Origin of the sequence: Pseudoalteromonas sp. Z9A5 (assembly GCF_011378875.1) — a bacterium.
Taxonomy (GTDB): Bacteria; Pseudomonadota; Gammaproteobacteria; order Enterobacterales; family Alteromonadaceae; genus Pseudoalteromonas.
Window position 1 is genome coordinate 1 of sequence record NZ_WTLC01000015.1, and the last position, 17,135, is coordinate 17,135.

General features: G+C 36.5%; 17 protein-coding genes. 14 read left to right on the plus strand and 3 right to left on the minus strand.

The window, feature by feature from the left end; translation table 11 throughout:
- Positions 1-295 precede the first annotated feature (295 nt).
- On the minus strand, positions 296-2,665 hold the full coding sequence (locus tag GQR56_RS09380; RefSeq protein WP_166110691.1) for an EAL domain-containing protein: 2,370 nt from the start codon (positions 2,663-2,665) through the stop codon (positions 296-298).
- 392 nt (positions 2,666-3,057) lie between these two features.
- Between GQR56_RS09380 and pyrC the strand changes: the two genes are divergently transcribed.
- The 9 genes from pyrC (at position 3,058) to GQR56_RS09425 (ending at position 12,018) form a co-directional block, all read left to right on the plus strand.
- Complete coding sequence (gene pyrC, locus GQR56_RS09385; protein WP_166110694.1) at positions 3,058-4,110, plus strand: dihydroorotase; 1,053 nt, start codon at positions 3,058-3,060, stop codon at positions 4,108-4,110.
- 453 nt (positions 4,111-4,563) lie between these two features.
- Entirely contained in the window at positions 4,564-4,767 is a 204-nt protein-coding gene (locus GQR56_RS09390) for a cold-shock protein (protein WP_002961702.1), read from the plus strand.
- 1,172 nt (positions 4,768-5,939) lie between these two features.
- Entirely contained in the window at positions 5,940-6,710 is a 771-nt protein-coding gene (locus GQR56_RS09395; RefSeq protein ID WP_024611639.1) for a DUF3450 domain-containing protein, read from the plus strand.
- Positions 6,711-6,716: 6 nt separating this feature from the next.
- Positions 6,717-8,081 carry a MotA/TolQ/ExbB proton channel family protein gene (locus tag GQR56_RS09400; protein WP_024611638.1) on the plus strand — a complete coding sequence of 455 codons (1,365 nt, stop codon included), beginning with the start codon at positions 6,717-6,719 and terminating at the stop codon, positions 8,079-8,081.
- A complete protein-coding gene (locus GQR56_RS09405) occupies positions 8,081-8,605 on the plus strand; it encodes a MotA/TolQ/ExbB proton channel family protein (RefSeq protein ID WP_024593935.1) in 525 nt (174 codons plus the stop codon). Before GQR56_RS09400 ends, GQR56_RS09405 begins: the two co-directional genes overlap by 1 nt.
- A gap of 14 nt (positions 8,606-8,619) precedes the next feature.
- The gene (locus GQR56_RS09410) at positions 8,620-9,024 is read left to right on the plus strand and encodes a biopolymer transporter ExbD (RefSeq protein ID WP_007583867.1); all 405 of its coding nucleotides are present in this window, start codon (positions 8,620-8,622) and stop codon (positions 9,022-9,024) included.
- Complete coding sequence (locus tag GQR56_RS09415; protein ID WP_024611637.1) at positions 9,024-9,641, plus strand: energy transducer TonB; 618 nt, start codon at positions 9,024-9,026, stop codon at positions 9,639-9,641. The genes GQR56_RS09410 and GQR56_RS09415 overlap by 1 nt, the downstream gene beginning before the upstream one ends.
- Positions 9,642-9,652: 11 nt before the next feature.
- Positions 9,653-10,912, plus strand: coding sequence for a hypothetical protein (locus GQR56_RS09420; protein WP_024611636.1), 1,260 nt, complete (start codon positions 9,653-9,655; stop codon positions 10,910-10,912).
- A 62-nt stretch (positions 10,913-10,974) separates the two neighbouring features.
- Positions 10,975-12,018, plus strand: coding sequence for a hypothetical protein (locus GQR56_RS09425; protein ID WP_166110697.1), 1,044 nt, complete (start codon positions 10,975-10,977; stop codon positions 12,016-12,018).
- Positions 12,019-12,036: 18 nt separating this feature from the next.
- On the opposite strand, the gene GQR56_RS09430 is transcribed toward GQR56_RS09425, so the two are convergent.
- The gene (locus GQR56_RS09430; RefSeq protein ID WP_024611634.1) at positions 12,037-12,363 is read right to left on the minus strand and encodes a TraR/DksA C4-type zinc finger protein; all 327 of its coding nucleotides are present in this window, start codon (positions 12,361-12,363) and stop codon (positions 12,037-12,039) included.
- Between the two features lie 61 nt (positions 12,364-12,424).
- Positions 12,425-13,405 (minus strand): tRNA-dihydrouridine synthase, encoded by a 981-nt coding sequence (locus GQR56_RS09435; RefSeq protein WP_024611633.1) that lies wholly within the window; start codon positions 13,403-13,405, stop codon positions 12,425-12,427.
- A gap of 236 nt (positions 13,406-13,641) precedes the next feature.
- Between GQR56_RS09435 and GQR56_RS09440 the strand changes: the two genes are divergently transcribed.
- The 5 genes from GQR56_RS09440 to apt all read left to right on the plus strand — a co-directional run bounded on the left by GQR56_RS09440 (position 13,642) and on the right by apt (position 17,135).
- Entirely contained in the window at positions 13,642-14,190 is a 549-nt protein-coding gene (locus GQR56_RS09440) for a hypothetical protein (protein WP_166110700.1), read from the plus strand.
- A gap of 67 nt (positions 14,191-14,257) precedes the next feature.
- A complete protein-coding gene (locus GQR56_RS09445; RefSeq protein WP_166110703.1) occupies positions 14,258-15,115 on the plus strand; it encodes a DUF692 domain-containing protein in 858 nt (285 codons plus the stop codon).
- Positions 15,116-15,117: 2 nt separating this feature from the next.
- The gene (locus GQR56_RS09450; RefSeq protein ID WP_166110706.1) at positions 15,118-15,870 is read left to right on the plus strand and encodes a putative DNA-binding domain-containing protein; all 753 of its coding nucleotides are present in this window, start codon (positions 15,118-15,120) and stop codon (positions 15,868-15,870) included.
- 72 nt (positions 15,871-15,942) lie between these two features.
- The gene (locus GQR56_RS21645; RefSeq protein ID WP_002962301.1) at positions 15,943-16,065 is read left to right on the plus strand and encodes a hypothetical protein; all 123 of its coding nucleotides are present in this window, start codon (positions 15,943-15,945) and stop codon (positions 16,063-16,065) included.
- Positions 16,066-16,589: 524 nt separating this feature from the next.
- Complete coding sequence (apt, locus tag GQR56_RS09455) at positions 16,590-17,135, plus strand: adenine phosphoribosyltransferase (protein WP_024611629.1); 546 nt, start codon at positions 16,590-16,592, stop codon at positions 17,133-17,135.

Sequence of the window (17,135 nt, forward strand, 5' to 3'; positions counted from 1 at the left end):
ATATGCACGAAGAGCGAACCCAAAAAGAGATAAAGAAAAAGGACGATTAAAATGCGGCCTGAATCCAATTATCTCTTAATGTCTAACCTATGAAGTATTATTAATATATACAGGGATTGAGCTATTACTAGTAAGTGATGTTGTTTGTTAGAAGCGAGGGCTTTTTAGTCGTTTATTGTTTTGCGTAATATTTAATTACGATAAATCAAACGTGGGTTAATTTAGATTCTCGTTTAAAAAAGGGCAGAGAAATTAATACAACAAGCCAGCACCTATGTGCTGACTTTTTATATGTTTATAACGGCTTATTAATTAATAATATAGCTTCTTTTGCAGTAACAGGTTTTGATTTTAAAAAACCTTGCCCGTAATGACACTGAGTTGCTTGAAGTATTGTAAGTTGGTCAGTTGTTTCTATTCCTTCAGCAACCACTTCTAACTTTAGAGATTGAGCAAGTGATAAAATTGCTTCAACTAATGGGTTCGTAGAGTCTTGTAGATGATCTATAAAGCTTTTATCAATTTTTAAAATATGAATCGGAAGTTGATGTAAATAACCAAGTGCAGAATAACCGGTACCAAAATCGTCAAGGCATAATTTTACTTTTAATGGCGAAAGCCCTTCAATTATTTGTGTCGCTAGCTCTAGGTTTTCTATTAGACCTGATTCTGTAATTTCTAAGCATAAAGAGCCCAGTGGAAGTTGGTATTTATTGTATATAGCATGTATTTGGGCAACAAAATCGAGGCTCGCAAAATGTCTAGACGATACATTAACAGTCACTTTTAAAAAACGATGCCCTTGTTTATGCCAATCTGATATATGTTGTGCGGCTAAATCAAGTAAGTGCAAATCAAGATTTATGATTTGGCCAGTGGTTTCAGCGATTGGGATAAAATTGTTGGGTGGAACAAAGCCTTTTTTAGGGTGATGCCAACGTACTAGAGCCTCAAAACCAACGACTCGGCTTGAGGAAATAGTAAAAATTGGTTGAAAGTAAAGTTCAAATTCGTTGTGTTCTATGGCGTGTTGTAAATCGTTTTCGATGTCGGCGTGAGTTTTAAGTTTTTGGCGCATAGCATTGTTAAAAAACTTAACTTGTCCTCGACCTGATGATTTAGCTTCGTACATGGCGGCATCAGCTTGTTGTAATAATTTATATGCTTTGTCGCTTGTATTATCATTATACGCAATACCAATGCTGGTGGAGGCTTGTAATAAATGACCATTAACATTGATAGGTTTTGAAAGAATTATTTCAATCCGTGTAAGTGCTTCATTTACTTGATTTCGATGAGTGATATTTTCCATGAAAATAGCGAATTCATCACCACCTAATCGAGCAAAGGTATCTGTATTTCGTATCGTACTTTTAATTAACTCGCATATTTTTATTAAAAAATGGTCACCAACTTCATGACCAAGAGAGTCGTTAATACTTTTAAAGCGATCAAAATCTAAATACAAAAGGGCATTACTTGTGCCTTTTTTAGCTCTTGCTAGGCGTAATATTGCATGCTTAATTCGCTCTATTAATAATGACCGATTAGCTAGCCCAGTAAGATCGTCATGAAGTGCTCTGTGTTCAAGCTCCTGGCGGACAAGTTGTCTATCAATAGCCATACTTATTTGCCTACTAACGTAGGTTAATAATGCGCTGTCTTGCTCGTTATAATGCAGTGTTTTATCGTAACTTTGTACAACAATAACGCCGCTCATTTGATCGTTGGTTTTAAATGGTACACCCAACCAAGATTCTGATTGCCTACCCACCATTTTAAAACATCCTTTATCAATATATTCTTGAAAGGACTGTTTATCGAGTAGTAGTGTTTGGTCTGTTTGTAGTAGGTAGTAAGATGCGGTGTCTTTTAGCTGCTCTTTAGATATTTTTTGATGTGCTTTAGTTTGAATGCCTTCTTCTACAATGTAAGCAATATCAAGAATATCGACTTGCTTATCGTACAGCGCAATAAAAAAGTTATCAGCACGTAGTAGGCTATTAATAATAGTATGTAGTGCTTCAAAAAACGTATCTAAATTACTCGCTTTGTAAGTTAAATTAGCTATTTGTAAAAGGCTGTTTTCGAGTTTTTGTGCATTGTTTAATTGTGTTACGGTTTGTTGTAAATTATTGACGGTGTTAACTTGATTTATTTTGGCGCTTAATAAATGGGCAACCGTAGTTAATATTTCAAGGTGAGAGTTAGTAAAGTAATTTTTTACTGGGTGTTCACAGTCAATTACCCCTAATACTTTTTCTTTATATATAAGAGGGACGCACAACTCTGATTGTGCAGGACGTTCATCGGCTATATAACGGCTATCTGTACTGACATCGTCAAGTATAATGGCTTTACCTGTTGAGGCTACAAAACCTGAAATCCCTTCACTAAACCGGATTACCTTTCTCTGTGCTCTATATTTATAACGCTCATGGGCAATGCCCATAGATGCAACTTGATTTAATGTAGAGGCTGAGTCGTCGGCTAGATAAATAACACAGTCAACAAAACCAAGTCTATTTACGACCTGTGTAGTGACGTATTCGAATAGTTCTGCAAGAGTATCAAGTTGTAATAGGCTTGACGAAAACTGATTAATAATACCAAGTTGTTCAGTTTTTATTTCTAGCGCTTTATTGATATCGATTTTGTTCGACATAGGCGATTATTATTTTTCTTATTATTTGTTAGTTCAGGTACTAAGTTAACTCAATCTGAATCGTTCTACAAAACAAAACGATGAATGTTTTTGATTTATGCAAAGTTTAGGTTCATTTTAAATGAGAGAGGTCGCTTATATCTACTGATTGGATAACTTCTACCCTACGTAGCAGACTATAGGAACACATTAGTTATCAAAATTAAGATGTACTCCTTAATAGCGCTTTTTGCTTTAGCCGTTTTACTATAAATTATTTGTTTTGCTGTAAGCCCCATACAGAGGAAAGGTCATCTTTATTTATGTAAATATTGTGATTATTTTTAATAAAATCTTTACTCGAAAACACCATATGCCTATGATCGGATAAATTCAGCCGTGGAACTAAAGTAATGACTAGTACAAATACAGACTCAGTAACAACATTAACGATAACTCGCCCTGATGATTGGCACGTTCACTTACGTGATGGCGATCAGCTAAAAGATACGGTCCGTGATATTAGTCGTTATATGGGGCGAGCGATTATCATGCCAAACTTAGTTCCTCCAGCTACCTGTACTGATACGGCATTAGAGTATAGAACACGTATTATTGCAGCCGGTCCACAAGGTAATTTTGAGCCTCTAATGGTGCTGTATCTTACGGATAAAACAACACCTGATGAAATTAAAAAGGCGAAAGCGACGGGTCAAATAGTTGCTGCTAAGCTTTATCCTGCCGGAGCAACTACAAATTCTGACTCAGGCGTAACTTCAGTTAAAAATATATACCCAGTGTTAAAAGCAATGCAAGAAGTAGGGATGTTATTATTAGTGCACGGTGAAGTGACTGATTCATCAATTGATATTTTTGATCGCGAAAAAGTATTTTTAGACACAATTTTAGGTGATGTCGTTAGCGATTTCCCTGAGCTTAAAATTGTACTCGAACATATTACGACTAAAGATGCAGTAGAGTTTGTAGTTAATGCTTCAGATAATGTAGCTGCTACTATCACAGCTCATCATTTACTTTATAATCGTAACCATATGTTAGCTGGGGGAATACGTCCTCATTATTACTGTTTACCAATATTAAAACGCAATATTCATCAACAAGCGTTAATGGCAGCTGCTATAAGTGGAAATAAAAAATTCTTTTTAGGTACTGACTCAGCACCACATTATAAAGATAAAAAAGAAGCAGCTTGTGGCTGTGCTGGTGCATATACAGCCCATGCACCAATTGAGCTGTATGCAGAAGCGTTTGAAGACGCGGGTGCTCTTGATAAGCTAGAAGGGTTTGCAAGCCACTTTGGTCCTGATTTTTATGAATTAGCACGCAACACCGATACGATTACATTACACAGAAGCCCATGGAAAGTACCTGCAAGTTATACTCTAGGTGATTCTCAAGTTGTACCTATCAAAGCTGAAGATACAATTGAGTGGCAAGTTAAGTAGGTAATGATTAAATAGATAAGTAAGTAAAAGCCGCATTATTGTTTGCGGTTTTTTTTCGTTTTATAAACCATAATTTAAAAATTAAAGGTGCTTAAAAACAAGGTGATTTGTTAAATTTTGGATAAAATTAATGTCAAAGCCATATATCATACAATAATATATTTGCAACTTTTTGCTTTTAAATTAATCAGTTGAAGATATTTAAAAGAATAGATGTGTTTTTAATAAATATTTTATAATTAATAGAGCGAAACAAAAAATAATGTGTTAATCTTAACTTGCTTTGAGTTTTTATGTATTGAATTTACGGATATTGTGCTGCGTTTAAGGTTACCGGTTTGGTTATTACTTGTTCCTGTACTGTACCTCCATATTTTTGAGCATTGACTCGGGGAGGAGATTGCCATAATAATATGGCTGAATTTTAATTATTGACTTACAGGAAAATTTAGTATGTCGGTTACTGGTAAAGTAAAGTTTTTCAACGAAGCTAAAGGCTTTGGTTTCATTGAGCAAGAAAATGGTCCTGACGTGTTTGTACATTTCAGCGCAATCACTGGTTCTGGTTTTCGCACTCTTAGCGAAGGTCAAGCAGTGACATTCAGCATCAAGCAAGGTCAAAAAGGCCCTGAAGCTGAGAACGTAGAAGCAGCATAATTTATTATGTGAACCTTCGTTCAACGTGGTGAAACAGTCTTCTGTTTCACCATAATTCCTCCTAGTACAAATCAATAAATATTATTCAAATACCCCTCAATAAAAATCATTAATAACATTATCAAATATCTCAATAACAATAATTAAAAATTACATATTCCCTCCAAACCTCTGACTGCATCTAATATGTTCCTAATCAATAACAACCTAAAATAATAACTAAATTTAAAGCACATACTTTAGTTTATGCTGATTTATAAAAGGTAAGTGTTATTTATACCAAACTTTCAGAACGAGTTTTAAGTGAGTCGTACATTTCGAACTAAAAAGTTTGTTGTAAACTTAAGAAGCTAAGTTTGGGGGATAATGATAAGTTTTTCTCAATAGTTAAGTATCTAACCAACCATATTTAGAGTTCAATAAACAACGGTATAAGATTTTTATTATTAAGGTTTTTAACAATTATGATAATTAATTACCGATCTAATTATGTTTAATCCTTATTGATTTAACAAAAGTGGAATTTTACCTAGCAAGTGAGTTTTTATGTCATAAAATCCAATTCAATAATGACTTTAATAAATTAAATTAGTTAATTTATTAGTATTAGTAAATAATTCTCAACACGTAGCATTTCTTCAACATCTCCAAATTTTATTTTTTATAAAAAATAAAATTAATATCAAATATCTACAACTTTTACTTTTAAAGAAATAGCAGATGATGATGTTTTTTTGTGCGATAAACGGTTTGTTTTTTCAGGTGAAGTGTTTGAAAGTAACAAAAAAACCATGAATTTGCTTAAAAAATAACTTTTGTAATATATATAAATATTTATTTATCTTTTTTTTTAACCCTAATTTGGTTTTAACTAAATGTTGCATTTTTGTTGTTTTTTCTGAGGGCATACCGAATAAACATACCTCTTAAAAGGCTTTAATCGAAATATTAAGAACGTAACTCGTTACAATAATGTTAACATTAAATTGGTAATACTTTAGTGTAAGCTTGCGATTAAGCATTTATTTACTGAGATTAGTAAACATCAAGTTGACAGCGCTTATTGCATTTAGCATTATTGGAAGGTTGATATCTATTAAAAGATATCAGGGTTGTTCTCTTCGGAGGATAATTAAATTATAAAAGTAACATTACTTAATTGGTTGGGAACTATGTCTGTTAAAATCAGAAAGAGTCTTGTAGCAACTGCGTTGGTTGGCGCATTTGCATTTGCAAGCAGCAATGTGATTGCAGATCCTTTGAATGACGTGCAAAACGCAGGTCAACAAATTCAAAAGGCTGCTGTTAAGTCTCAAACTAAAATTGACAATGTATATGGTCAAACTCAAGAGCTTATAGCTGAGTACCGTAGCGTTGTTGATGAGACAGAACTTATGAAAGTGTATAACGATCATGTATCACGTTTGGTTGATAGCCAAAATGCGTCGATAGAATCGTTTGATCGTCAAATAGCTACTATTGACGGCACTAAACAAAACGTTGTGCCTTTGATGTATCGCATGATCGATACGCTTGAGCAATTCATCAAAGCGGACGTTCCATTTAATCTAGAAACGCGTTTAGCACGTGTTGAAAGACTTCGTGAAATAATGGTTTCTGCGTCTGTAACGACGTCAGAAAAGTTCCGTCAAGTACTTGAAGCATACACAATAGAAACAGCATACAGTTCACTTGTATCTGCTTCACAAGGTACGTTAGAAGTTGATGGCAAGAGCATTAACGTTGATATTGGTCAATTAGGTCGTATTACTTACGTTGCTCAGTCTTTTGACTTAAAACATGCTTGGGTGTGGGATAACAACACTAAACAGTGGAAAGAATTAGGTGAAGAATACCTAAAACCTGTTAAAGAAGTGATCCGTATGGCGCGTAAGCAAGCGACATTAGAACTTGTTAAACTACCAATTTTTGGCGCGGAGTAATCAATAATGAAGAAACTATTTAAAGGTTTTGCTGTTGCAGCAGTACTAACTGTTTCTGCAGGTACCGCGCTTAATGCACATGCAAATACTGATGCTTTAGATAAAATTCTTGAGCAAGTAAAGCAAGAGCGTATATCTGAAGGTAAAATCAATAAGCAACGTGAGCAAGAGTTCTTATCAGAACGTGCTGACAAGCAATCATTACTTAACAAAGCTAAAAGCCAACTTGCTACTGAGAAGTCACGTGGTGAGAGCTTAGCTAAGCAATATGCACAAAACGAAAATACCTTAGCTGAAAAAGAAGCAGCTCTACAAAGTGCTCAAGGTACTTTGGGTGAGATGTTTGGTGTTGTACGTCGTGCAGCTCAAGACGCTATCGGTTCTATCGAAGCATCTTTAGTTAGTGCTGAAAAACCAGGTCGTGCTGAAATATTACGTTCATTAGCAGCTGCTAAAGAACTACCAACAGTTCGTGAATTAGAAGAACTTTGGATTTCACTTCAAACTGAAATGACAGAATCAGCTAAAGTTTCAACTTTTGAAACTGAAGTTGCTGGTCTTGACGGTAACCCGTCAATGAAAAAAGTAACTCGTATTGGTAACTTTAACTTAGTTACAGATGATGGTTACTTAATTTATTCACCAGAAACTAAGTCTATTCAACCTCTAGGTAAACAACCAGATGGTTACATTTTAGACGGTATCACGGCTCTTGAAAATACTTCATCAGATAACTATGCTGGTGTTTTCATTGACCCGACTCGTGGCGCTATCTTACGTATCAACACTCAAAAAGCGACCCTTATGGAATACTTCCATCAAGGTGGCGTAGTTGGTTATATCATTACAGCTTTACTAGCTTTAGGTATGCTAATTACTCTAATTCGTTTTGTTGACCTTACACTTACTACAGGTAAGATTAAGAGCCAACTTAAAAATGTTGCTACACCGAATACAAATAACCCATTGGGTCGTATTCTTAAAGTGTACCATGACAACAAGAAACAAGATGTTGAAAACCTTGAGCTTAAACTTGATGAAGCGATTCTTCGTGAAACGCCACGCATCGAAGCTGGTATCAATATAATTAAGATTCTTGCTGCAATCGCACCATTACTAGGTCTACTAGGTACAGTAATCGGTATGATCTTAACGTTCCAAACAATCACATTGTTCGGTACGGGTGATCCGAAGATCATGGCAGGTAACATCTCTCTAGCACTTGTAACTACAGCGCTAGGTCTAATTGCTGCATTACCACTTATTCTACTTCATGCTCTTGTAGCTGGTCGTAGTAAGTCGGTATTACACATCCTTGATGAGCAAAGCGCGGGTATCGTTGCTAGCCACGCGGAGAAGGAGAAAGCCTAATGCTAGTCCTGATGGAGATATGGGAATCTATCAGGGATTTTGTTGGCACAGGCGGCCAGGTTTTATACGTGGTCGCGATAGCACTCTTTCTAATGTGGGTTTTAATGATTGAGCGCTATTGGTTCTTACTTGCAGAGTTTCCTCGCACAGCGAAAGAAATTGTAGCAAAGTGGGATGCCCGCCAAGACACTACGTCTTGGTACGCACACAGAATCCGTGAAGCATGGATTTCTGAAGCGTCTGAAAAATTAGATCAGCGTATGTTGTTGATTAAAACATTAGTAGCTGTTTGTCCTTTAATAGGCTTACTTGGTACTGTTACTGGTATGATTTCGGTTTTCGAAACCATGGCTAGTCAAGGTACGGGTAATGCACGTTTAATGGCATCAGGTATTTCAATGGCAACAATCCCAACAATGGCTGGAATGGTTGCGGCACTATCTGGAGTATTCTTTAGCTCACGTCTTGAGACAAAAGCTAAAATGGTGAAAGCCAAACTTGTAGATAGCATGCCTCATCACTAGAGAGAGAATTAAATATGGCACGTAAACAACGTTTTCGTGAAGAAGAAGAAGCAGCGGTCGATATGACGCCGATGCTTGACATCGTATTTATCATGCTTATTTTCTTTATCGTAACTACATCGTTCGTTAAAGAGGCTGGTATCGAGGTCAATAAACCAAAAGCTGCCCAAGCTACTAAGCAAAAAAATGCTAACATTTTTATTGCTATTCGTAGTAACGGCGAAATCTGGGTTGATAAACAACAAATTGATGTTGAGCGTATTTCAGCAAAAATCGAAAGTTTATTAGCAGAACAACCTACTGAAGTTGTGATTATACAAGCTGATAAAGAAGCTAAACACGGCACAGTGGTTAAAGTTATGGACCAGATTAAAGCGACGGGTGATAACCTTAGAATTTCAATAGCTGGAGATCAGTAATGATTCGTTTTCTGTTTTCACTGATTGCAGGTGGGGCAGTTACTTTCGGCTTGTTCTACTTCATGGCCTTCCTCATCTCTGGTGGGGCTGACCGTAATACGGAACAAAAAGAGCAGATCATAGTCGAAATAATGACGAATCCGCCTGAATCTAAGGTGCAGGAGAGGAAGCGTGTACCGCCTCCTCCTCCACCACCGCCAAAGCAGCCGCCTAAACCGCAGCCGCCACAGCCGGAAAATAATAATCCAAACCCTGGTGCTATGTCATTTAATATGGGAAGCATTGATGTTGGTAGTTCGGCAGGTGGACTAAGTGGTCCTGGTGCATTTGGACGAGATGGTGATGCGACACCAATCGTTCGTATAGAACCAAAATATCCAACGCAAGCAGCACGTGATGGTAAAGAAGGTTGGGTTCAACTTTCATTCACAATTGATGAGTTAGGTGGCGTGACCGACGTTGAAGTAATCGACGCAGATCCAAAACGTATCTTTGACCGTGAAGCTAAACGAGCATTGCGTAAGTGGAAGTACCGTCCTAAAATTATTGACGGAAAACCACAAATACAACCAGGTTTACAAGTTCAATTAGACTTTAAACTTAACCAAGGCAATTAAGGAGGCGAGTAATGAGAAATTTTTCTAAAGTAACTGCTCTTGCAATTCTTATGTCTGTGTCGGGTGCAGTATTAACTACATCTGTTTTAGCGGCGCCAGATTACGCAAAGATTGAAGAGCGTAAAAAAGCAAAAACTAAAATCATGGGCGAGCGTACTGGTAAAAAAGTAATTAAAGCGTTTGATTTGTATGGTGAAGAAAAGGTTGAAGAAGCAATTGTTTTGCTTAGAGAAATTGAACCTTCAAATGACTTTGATAAAGCGACTGTAAATCGTTACTTAGGTAGCATGTACGCGCAAGTAGAAAAGTACGATGAAGCGATTCAATACACTAAGCTAGCAGTAGCTCCTGATGTTTTAAATTTCGCAGATCAAGAGCAATCACTTAAGCTATTAGGCGATTTACTTATTGGTACTCAAAAGTATCAAGAAGCTAAAAAAGCGTATGTAGCTTGGATTGACTTTACTGGTGATGAAGATCCGAAAGTTTATACGCGTATAGCGCAAGCTAACTACGAGTTAAAACAATTTCGTGATGTTTTTGAACCAGCAAACAAAGCAATATCGCTTCAAAAGGAGCCTAACAAGGCACCTTACCAATTAAAACTAGGTTCTTACTTTGAGCTTAAAGACTATAATAATATGGTCGAAGTTGGTGAAGAAATTGTTCGTGTTTGGCCTGATGATAAGAAAGCTTGGGTTAGTTTAGGTAAATATTACCTACAGACTGAAGACTACAAAAAAGGTCTTTCGACCATGGAAGTAGCTTACAAGCAAGGTTATTTTGACGCTGAAGTTGATTACAAAGTATTGTCTAACTTTTATTCTTTAAATGAAATTCCTTTTAAAGCGGCAGTAACGCTAGAAAAAGCAATTAAAGAAGATAAAGTTAAGCGTAATAAGCAAAATGTTAACGCAATTGCTAGTAATTACCATCGCTCAAAAGATCTAGAAAAAGCTGCTAAGTATTACGAAGAAGCTGCTAAATTTGATGAAGATGCTGAGCTTTATCGCAAAGCTGGTTCATTACTTTTACAATCTGAAAACTTTAGTGCTGCTGTTGTTCGTTTAAACAAAGCACTGGAATTAGGCTCTGATAAAAAGGGTACTATTTACTCAGATTTAGCTGAAGCGTACTACTACCAAGCTAAGTATAAGCAAGCATATGCTGCTATTACTAAAGCAATGGATGACCCTCGCACACGTAAGTTTGCAAAAGGTTGGGCAACGTACATTAAAGATAAAGCCGCTCGCAACGGTGTTAAAATTTAACTTTAATTTGCTTTAGCATCTTATAAAAAGCCCCTCTGGGGCTTTTTTTATTGGAATTAAATATGAACAGAACGCTGACTTTTTCATTGATATTATGTTTTCTTTTAACGGCTTGCTCAAAGCCGTCGCAGCCTTATAACTCATTCGAAGAGGCTCAAAGTGCATTAGAAGTTTTAAATTCTACTTTGGTACATAGAGGCAATATTTCTAAACAAAATTTAGACGAGCAGCAGTTTGCTTTTACTGATGCTTATTTAACTAAGCGACACGCTATTTATCAGCGTTTAATGGAAATGCAATTAACACAATCACAAGTTGAGCAAGTTAACTATATGGTGATTGCAGAGCGCTTTCCTGAGCGTTACTTTGCTTGGCCAGCCCAAATTAACGTATTAGAGAATATGCTTGCATTAGATAGCTCTGAGGAAGGGTTGGTAAAAATTAATAATTGGCTTAAATTTACTCAAAATCAATTAGACAGCGCTAAACAAAGTAATTTAAAATTAAACAAGACTGAACTTGCTCTCTTGCAGGTCTATATTTCTGATGCCATAAATAATGAAAACACACCTGAAGACTTACAGTTAGAATTAACAATACTTGATGATTATTTAACTCAATATAAACCCAGAGGCAGCGCTGGTTTACGAGGTCTTGCGAATGGTAGTGAGTGGTATCAGAGTAAATTAAATTACTTTAGTGGAGCTATTCACTCGCCACTTGAATGGGTTACTCTGTTAGATCAACAAATAAAGACGTTAGAAAAAGCACCATTTAGCTTTGAGTTGCAAACATCTCACGAACATTCATTTTTGGTGCAATTTTTAGAAGACCAAAAACCAGTAAAAGGACTGGATTGGTTAACTGGATTTACAATACTCCCCGTAATGGCAAATGAAAATTCGCTTTCTGTCGCTGATAGAACACTAATGCTAGCATTGATGGAAACAGATGTGGGTATTCATTATCATGCTTGGACTATTCCACAAGCAAGAGTTAACTTAATGAAGCGGTTGAAGATAAATGAGAAAGACGCTCAATATTTAGTCGACGATATTATTCTTTATCCGGCCCAAACATTTAGTTTTGCTCAGCAAATACTGTAATTAAATTATTTAGTGCGCTTATTGCGCGCACTTTTTACATCGTTGCGTTGCAGGGTCTAGCTCAAGTTGCTCCTTGGATATTTCCTCTTCGCAATCACAACAATAGCCATATTGACCAATTTCTATTTGGCTCACAGCAGCTTCTAACTTAGTCATTCGATTAATTAAAAGTTCATACTCAGGACCTAAATTTTCGGTTGCGTAATCTAACCATTCATTGGTTTGTGTTTTATTTAAAATCGTCATTAAATATTGGTGTGTTGGATAAACTGATTGCGACAGCATATTCAGTATTTTAGATTTTACTTGTGCTATTTCATCGTTTAATTTTTTTTGATGAGACATTATCAGTATAACCTTCTTCAATTGGTTTTATGTTATACCGATATTATGTATTTCGTTTTTGTTAGCCGTTATGATTTGAATCAAGTTGAGGTGCTTTGGCATACTTTTTTAGTACACTAGCCACGTCTTCTTTACTTTTTAATCGGCGTATTTCATCAAATAACTCTATTGCCTGAGGGTATTGACGCTTTAAATAACCTAACCATTGCTTTGTACGGGAAGCGAAATACTTTTCATCTTTAGCTGGGTCTTGATGGATAGCTGAATGAATTAAATGGTAAATTATATGCTCCCATTGTAATTCATTATAAGACTCACCATTGACGTGTGCCTTAATTTTTTTAGCTAAATCAGGGTGAGATAACGCACCTCGACCTAACATTAAGTCGCTACAGCCGCTGCGTTTTTGACATAACATTGCGTCCTCTACCTGCCAAATTTCACCATTAGCAACTACCGCAATATTTTTACCTTTTATTATAGGTGGTATTTTCTCCCAATACGCTGGAGGGTTGTATCCATCTCGTTTAGTCCTTGCATGGATAGCAACGCTATTAGCACCTGCACTGACTACCGCATCGACTATTTCTTGGCTATTACTATCATCGTCAAAGCCAAGACGTATTTTTGCACTTACTTCATGCTGGTCATCTACGGCGTCTCTAACTGCTTTTATTATTGAATACATGTGTTCAGGATCTTTAAGCAATACAGCACCACCTCTGCTTCTGTTAACTGTTTTTGCAGGGCAACCAAAGTTAAGATCAATACCGTGAGAGCCTAAATTAATTGCTTTAACTGCATTTTCAGCCAAAACATCAGCAACTTGACCTAATAATTGTATGCGAACAGGCGTGCCAGCACGTGTAAATCCATTATTGGCTAGTTCGGGGCAATAGCGATGGAATACTTTATCAGGTAAGCATGCTTCAACGACTCTTACAAACTCAGTTACGCATAAATCAAACCCACCAATATCAGTAAGTAATTGGCGCATTTTAAAATCAACAACACCTTCCATAGGCGCTAAAACAAGTTTCATAAAGAGATTAATTCTTTGGAAAAAGTGGACGCACAGTTTACCTGTAAATATCACATTGATAAATCCGTAATTATCATCCACATTTTCTTTAAAAAACGAAAAAGTAAATAATATTGAAAATAAATGAAAGTTTTTGTTCTTGATCTGGTCTACTTAACTATACAAACAATATACGAATGTAAAATATATTCGTAATTGGCATAAAATCACAATACTTGAGTTAAGAGAGCCACTAAATGAATACAATTAAAAAAAATACAATCGCGTTAACTTTAGGTGCAGTCGTTATTGGCTCTGCAGGTTTTGTATCAGCTGATGCACAAGCTAACCCATTTGAGTTTCAACAATTAGTAACTGGTTACCAATTAGACGCAACCGAAGGTAAGTGCGGCGAAGGCAAATGTGGTGGCGATGCAAAAGACGCCAAAGACATGAAAGCTAAAGCTGAAGCTGAAGGTAAGTGCGGCGAAGGCAAATGTGGTGGCGAAGGCAAATGTGGTGGCGATGCAAAAGATACCAAAGACATGAAAGCCAAAACTGAAGGTAAGTGCGGCGAAGGTAAATGTGGCGGCGACGCAAAAGATGCTAAAAGCATGAAAGCAAAAGCTGAAGGCAAGTGCGGTGAAGGTAAATGTGGCGGCGACGCAAAAGATGCTAAAGGCATGAAAGCAAAAGCTGAAGGTAAGTGCGGCGAAGGTAAATGTGGCGGCGACGCAAAAGATACCAAAGGCATGAAAGCTAAAACTGAAGGTAAGTGCGGTGAAGGTAAATGTGGCGGCCGTTAATTTATTAGTTTAGATAAGTTATGCTAAAGGGACCTTATGGTCCTTTTTTGTTATGTTAGAGGTGTGTATGGCACAGTATAAAAGCACAAATTTTGGAATGGTGGGTCTTGGTCTACGCCGAGAAATGCTTGATGAATTACTCGAGCATGTACCTAAACAAATTGATTTTTTAGAAGTTGCTCCAGAGAATTGGTTAAAGTTAGGTGGACGCTTTAAAAAGCAGTTTAAAACATTAACAGACGCAAATAACTTCATTTGCCATGGTTTGTCACTCTCAATTGGCTCGCCCGAACCATTAGATATAAAATTTATTAAATCGTTAAAAGTTTTTTTTGATGAGCACAATATAAAAATTTTTAGTGAGCACTTAAGTTATTGCTCGGGAACTGGACACATGTACGATTTAATGCCAATTCCATTTACACAAGATGCTATTGCACACGTTGTGCCGCGTATAAAGCAGGTTCAAGATATACTTGAGCGTCAAATCGCGATAGAAAACGTGTCTTACTATGGCGCCCCTGGGCAGCAATTATCAGAGCTTGAATTTACAAACACCATTTTAGAGCAAGCTGATTGTAAACTTTTACTTGATGTGAATAATATTTATGTAAACTCAATAAATCATGGCTATAACGCGCAAGAGTTTTTAACAAACTTACCTTCAAATCGTATCGCTTACGGGCACGTTGCCGGTCATTACAACGAAGCGGATGACTTAATAGTAGATACACACGGAGCCGATGTAATTGACCCTGTATGGCAACTACTTGATAGGGCATATGAGGTGCATGGTGTATTTCCTACATTGCTTGAACGTGATTTTAATATTCCTACTATGAACGTGCTTACAAAAGAGTTAGATATAATTCATGAGTTACAATCTAAGTACCTTGATTCAACACTTATAAAGCAGAGTGCTTAGCTATGGGCTTTATTGAAATACAAAACGAATTTATGGCGCATATTCGTAAACCCGCTATTAATAAAAAACCTAACGATATTGAAGATAGGCGAATGGCTATTTATCGAGATCTCTTTTTTAATAATATTGAAGGTTTTGTATCATCAGGTTTTCCGGTGTTAAAAACGTTATATACTGATAAACAATGGAATGTACTCGTGCGCCAGTTTTTTAGTGAATATGATTGCCATTCACCGTACTTTTTAGATATAGCAGGGGAGTTTATTAATTACTTATCAAGTAATTATAAAATGAAAAAATACGATCCTGTATTTATGCTCGAACTTGCTCACTATGAATGGGTAGAACTCGACGTATCTATAGCGATGCAAAATGAACTCGAAAAAAGATTAAAAAATACAGATATAACGAGTGCGTCACTTTGTTTATCGAGCTTGGTTCGTAATTTAAGTTACCAATTCCCAGTACAAAATATAAGTACTAGCTATAAGCCCACAGAGCCATCACCTCAGCCTAATTACTTTGTTGTATATCGTGATGAGAATGATGACGTTCAATTTTTGGCAACAAATGCGATGACTGCTTTGTTATTATCAATTATTGAGGCAAGTGAAGGCTCGACATTTGACGAAGTTTGCCAGCAGGTGTTAACTCATGCACCACAATTTAATGCAGAGCAAATTGCTCAAGGCGCATTGGTTACCCTCAGTGCAATGGCGGAACGTGGTGTAATTGTGACAAAAAATCAAGATTAAGGTCTTTATTGATGATTTTACATCGTCTATTATGGCAGCCTTATTTGCCGTGCTTAATAAAAGGTTGTACTAATGTCAGATGATAAAGACTTTAAAGATCCGTTCAACGCGACTTACTTTCTTGCATTTTTAGCTGTATTTGCAGGAATTGGTTGTTTAAATGCAATTTTAGGCTGGATCACTAGCTTAACTTAAATGCATAGCGTTTATTAAGGCTGTTGTTTTACTTCAGCCTTGAATCACTTTATTTATAATTATCCTATATAGATCGTGTTGACCTTTCAGGATTGAAACTTATTTAATCTAGAGGCGTTTTAATTACGGCGCGTGATTTATAACTTAATAGTTTTATAACTACTGCAGCGTTACGCTAATAACTTACACCCTTGTAAGAATAAGTAAAAACAAAGCAAAGCTTCCGCGTCTTGCCTACACCTCTACGTATATTCACATATTCAACAAAGAGTAAATTGCGCCTAGGAAGAACTCAATGGCAGTACATGTTATACCTTTAAACTGTGTTGTCGTGTAATTATAAGAATAATCAGACCACATAAGCTCAGTATGTCTAAAACAAACCTACTGCTCAAATTCAATTTCCAAATATAAATACGCCCATACTTAATACTTCTTTTAAAATAACGTCAAACTCGCATTTAAAGGTCACTTAAGGTTATAATCACCTGCTTTGTAATATAAACAATTGAGCAGTTAAAATTATGACTCAAGTAACACCAGCAATTATCAAAAACAGCATAACTACAATTGCTGATTATCCAAAGCCGGGCATCATGTTTCGCGATGTAACCACTTTAATGGCAAATCCAGAAGCATTTAAAGCTACCATTGACGCTTTTATCGCTGAATATAAAGATCAAGGATTTACTAAAATAATTGGTACAGAATCACGTGGCTTTATTTTTGGTGCTCCACTGTCTTACGCGTTAGGCATTCCATTTATTCCAGTACGTAAACCAGGTAAGTTACCGCGCGAAGTTATTCGTCAAGATTACTTACTTGAGTACGGTGAAGACACGCTAGAGCTGCATGTTGATGCAATCGTACCTGGCGATAAAGTATTATTAGTTGATGACTTATTAGCAACTGGCGGCACAATCGAAGCCACAGCTAAATTAGTTCATAAACTAGGTGGCGAAGCCACAGATGCTGCATTTGTTGTATCATTACCGGGACTTGGTGGTGAGCAGCGCATCAAAAAAATGGGTATTAAAATCCTAAAATTGGTTGAATTCGAAGGCGAGTAA

Excerpts from the sequence above, each read along its gene's own strand:
- GQR56_RS09380 (WP_166110691.1), bottom strand. The coding sequence starts at position 2,665 with ATGTCGAACAAAATCGATATCAATAAAGCGCTAGAAATAAAAACTGAA.
- pyrC (WP_166110694.1), top strand. The coding sequence starts at position 3,058 with ATGACTAGTACAAATACAGACTCAGTAACAACATTAACGATAACTCGC.
- GQR56_RS09390 (WP_002961702.1), top strand. The coding sequence starts at position 4,564 with ATGTCGGTTACTGGTAAAGTAAAGTTTTTCAACGAAGCTAAAGGCTTT.
- GQR56_RS09395 (WP_024611639.1), top strand. The coding sequence starts at position 5,940 with ATGTCTGTTAAAATCAGAAAGAGTCTTGTAGCAACTGCGTTGGTTGGC.
- GQR56_RS09400 (WP_024611638.1), top strand. The coding sequence starts at position 6,717 with ATGAAGAAACTATTTAAAGGTTTTGCTGTTGCAGCAGTACTAACTGTT.
- GQR56_RS09405 (WP_024593935.1), top strand. The coding sequence starts at position 8,081 with ATGCTAGTCCTGATGGAGATATGGGAATCTATCAGGGATTTTGTTGGC.
- GQR56_RS09410 (WP_007583867.1), top strand. The coding sequence starts at position 8,620 with ATGGCACGTAAACAACGTTTTCGTGAAGAAGAAGAAGCAGCGGTCGAT.
- GQR56_RS09415 (WP_024611637.1), top strand. The coding sequence starts at position 9,024 with ATGATTCGTTTTCTGTTTTCACTGATTGCAGGTGGGGCAGTTACTTTC.
- GQR56_RS09420 (WP_024611636.1), top strand. The coding sequence starts at position 9,653 with ATGAGAAATTTTTCTAAAGTAACTGCTCTTGCAATTCTTATGTCTGTG.
- GQR56_RS09425 (WP_166110697.1), top strand. The coding sequence starts at position 10,975 with ATGAACAGAACGCTGACTTTTTCATTGATATTATGTTTTCTTTTAACG.
- GQR56_RS09430 (WP_024611634.1), bottom strand. The coding sequence starts at position 12,363 with ATGTCTCATCAAAAAAAATTAAACGATGAAATAGCACAAGTAAAATCT.
- GQR56_RS09435 (WP_024611633.1), bottom strand. The coding sequence starts at position 13,405 with ATGAAACTTGTTTTAGCGCCTATGGAAGGTGTTGTTGATTTTAAAATG.
- GQR56_RS09440 (WP_166110700.1), top strand. The coding sequence starts at position 13,642 with ATGAATACAATTAAAAAAAATACAATCGCGTTAACTTTAGGTGCAGTC.
- GQR56_RS09445 (WP_166110703.1), top strand. The coding sequence starts at position 14,258 with ATGGCACAGTATAAAAGCACAAATTTTGGAATGGTGGGTCTTGGTCTA.
- GQR56_RS09450 (WP_166110706.1), top strand. The coding sequence starts at position 15,118 with ATGGGCTTTATTGAAATACAAAACGAATTTATGGCGCATATTCGTAAA.
- GQR56_RS21645 (WP_002962301.1), top strand. The coding sequence starts at position 15,943 with ATGTCAGATGATAAAGACTTTAAAGATCCGTTCAACGCGACTTACTTT.
- apt (WP_024611629.1), top strand. The coding sequence starts at position 16,590 with ATGACTCAAGTAACACCAGCAATTATCAAAAACAGCATAACTACAATT.